This window comes from Psychrobacter sp. FME5, assembly GCF_014861375.1.
GTDB lineage: Bacteria > Pseudomonadota > Gammaproteobacteria > Pseudomonadales > Moraxellaceae > Psychrobacter.
In genome coordinates this window covers 1-2,696 of sequence record NZ_RRYX01000189.1, presented here as the reverse complement: position 1 = coordinate 2,696, position 2,696 = coordinate 1, and the positions used below count along the sequence as shown (strand labels likewise).

Annotated in this window: 3 protein-coding genes; 1 reads left to right on the top strand and 2 read right to left on the bottom strand. The window is 40.5% G+C overall.

All coding sequences use genetic code 11. From position 1 onward, the window contains the following. Positions 1-163 precede the first annotated feature (163 nt). Together EI161_RS13940 and EI161_RS13935 are read right to left on the bottom strand one after the other, a co-directional pair. A complete protein-coding gene (locus EI161_RS13940; RefSeq protein WP_192529863.1) occupies positions 164-856 on the bottom strand; it encodes a TetR/AcrR family transcriptional regulator in 693 nt (230 codons plus the stop codon). Positions 857-1,090: 234 nt separating this feature from the next. Further along, positions 1,091-2,116 carry an endonuclease/exonuclease/phosphatase family protein gene (locus EI161_RS13935; RefSeq protein ID WP_192529861.1) on the bottom strand — a complete coding sequence of 342 codons (1,026 nt, stop codon included), beginning with the start codon at positions 2,114-2,116 and terminating at the stop codon, positions 1,091-1,093. Between the two features lie 123 nt (positions 2,117-2,239). On the opposite strand from EI161_RS13935, the gene EI161_RS13930 reads away from it, so the two are divergent. Beyond that, the coding region (locus tag EI161_RS13930; RefSeq protein WP_192529859.1) for an IS30 family transposase at positions 2,240-2,696 on the top strand (457 nt) is incomplete at its 3' end.

The following is a 2,696-nucleotide window of genomic DNA, read 5'->3' as shown; positions in this document are numbered from 1 at the left end:
GAAAAAACGGTACCTGCAGTACGTGATGTAGCGATATTACTTCTCACTGACTATATCAATATAAAAACAGTTTCTTAATCAAAAACTCGCAATAAAAAAGCCGACAAATATGTCGGCTTTTTCTATATTTATGCACTGTTTTTTGGTCTAAATCAGCAAGGCATTAACGGTTTTTACGCGGTAGCTTTTCTGGTAAGTAGCAACGTAAGTAAGCGATAAATGCCGTATTTGCTTCTTGAATATAATCAGTGGTGATGCCTTGATGACGGCGATAAGACAAGGTAAAGATAGCATTAACAATGCTATAAGCCACCAATAATGTATCTTGAATATCATCAAAATTTGGCATTTCATAACGCTCTGATAAGCGCTTATAAACCAAGTCAACGATTTGATGATCTATATCTTCACCAAAGCTATCGCCTTCGAAGTCTGGCGTGTTGGTGTCATAAATGAGCTTGGCTTTGGTCTCATCATTATGAAATATCGTGACACACTGCTCAATAAGAGCAATTAAGTAGCCTTGCCATCTATCATAATTGCCAATATCAACAGTTTCTACCATCTCTAATATTTCAATCGCATTCAAAAAGCGCAATGCTAAAAATATTGCTTCGATATTTGGAAAAAAGTGATAAGCAGAAGCCCTTGGAATTCCTGCTTCTTCACAGACAGCAGCCAAGGTAATATCATTAATCGCTTGTGTTTCACTCAGTTTTTTGGCACCAGCAAGCAGTTTTTGACGGCGCGCACGGCCTTGCTGGCTAGTGAATTTAAACTTATTGGGTACCAATTTTTTTGCCAGCTCAGAATCTACCAACACATCTTCAATCTTTTCGTCTCTATTTTCACTCATCATAAGCCTCTTAATGTTGCACCCTGTTTTACAAATATAATCTACAATGGGGTAGTACTTATCCTAAATTGAAGGACTATTGTAAGCCAATAATATAAAGTCGATATTAGCACTACTACGCCCAATGGAGAGGCATCATAAACGCTTGTAACGTATCAAGCAAGGGAGATAAATGGGTTAAAAATCATATATTGATTAACACTTTAATAGCGCTAATCATTCAATGTTATAAAATTAATCATTGAGTTTAATTTTAGCTCTTATAATACCATGATCGATGACTCTATCTGCATAGTCCCATTTCAAATGGTCATTAAAATAGTCTACTCGCTCTACCTGACCAAGCGAAAATTTACTATCCGGTAAAAACTCTTCTGAAACAAATAACTGATCGATAACTTCTGGCATACCTTGATATATATGGGTATATGCCACGTCCTTCATCCAACCATAACGAGCTTGAATACGAGCGGCATCGAATAGTGCCACGTCACGCATACTTTTGTCATAGTTGACCTCACCTGTTTCGGTCATCAGCTGAGTGGTTACACTACCAGTAACATCATTCATATCACCCAATAAAATCAATGGCTCACGCGTGTGGTGTAAACGCTCAATGATAGACATACGAATGGAGGCGGCTTCTGCTGCGCGCATACATAAACTGCGCAGTTTGGCACGAACGCGGATGTTTGGATCATCCATATCTTCTATCAAGTTGCCATTGTCATCCCGTAGGAAAAAAGCACGCTTGCTCTTTAGATGTGCGGTAATAATAGTGATTGGCTGACCATAGGCATTGACACGCACTACCAATGGTGGGCGATTAAAGCGTTTATAAGGGCCAATATCAGGAATATCAATCACTGCCTTTTGCGCAACTTCTTCCAACGAGCTAACCTCTAATTGCTCAAAGCGGCTAATAATGCCAACGGCAGGTGTGTCCTGCGCCCCCTTGCCTTGTGTGTAAGGGCTGGAGCTGTCATTGCTCGCCAGCGGAATCACGACATGCTTCGGCTCAAATCCTAATGAGACAGCCAATGCTTCAAGTGCATCACTGTCCCACACCTCTTGTACTGCAATGATGTCAGCGTGGGCTTTTGCCAATAAATCAGTTATACCGTGTAGCTTATGCTCATATTCTTTATTGCTATAAGCTGGCGCATTGGGATAATAAAGTCGATCAGGATTTGCAAAATTTAGTAAGTTAGCAGTCGCTATATAAAATTGCTTCTTGTTATCTACTGTATTCGTTGTCATAAACTACCTATTATTATTTCTTAGATTAACACATGAAGTGCAATACCAAATGCGAGGTGAAAAAAAGACCTAGATGCGCTAGCATCAAAGTTTTTATCCACCGACCAAAGTGAGATTGCAACCATGAACTATACACATCTAAGCCTAGGGGAACGATACCAGATTTATGCCCTTATAGGGGCAGAACATAGTATTAAATTTATAGCTGACACATTAGGAAGAAGTCCTAGCACCATATCAAGAGAGATCAGACGCAATAAAAGCCTTCGAGGTTACCGAGCTAATCATGCTAATAACAAGGCTTGTGACAGACGCTCTAACAATGCTTTCACTATCATCGCTGATGTATGGGATTGGGTCACAGATAAGCTAAAAGACAGCTGGAGTCCTGAACAAATAGCCGGAGTTCATGGTGGTATTAGTCACATGAGCATCTATCGCTATATCTGGAGGGACAAGAGACAAGGCGGCACGTTATGGCAGTGTCTCAGACGCAAAGCCAAACCTTACCGTAAGCGACTAACAGCTGAGACCCGAGGCCGTATCAACGACAGAGTCTCGATTCATGAGCGCCCTTGTA

Bases quoted from the DNA above. Each gene is read 5' to 3' on its own strand.
- EI161_RS13935 (WP_192529861.1), bottom strand. From the start codon at position 2,116: ATGACAACGAATACAGTAGATAACAAGAAGCAATTTTATATAGCGACT.
- EI161_RS13940 (WP_192529863.1), bottom strand. From the start codon at position 856: ATGAGTGAAAATAGAGACGAAAAGATTGAAGATGTGTTGGTAGATTCT.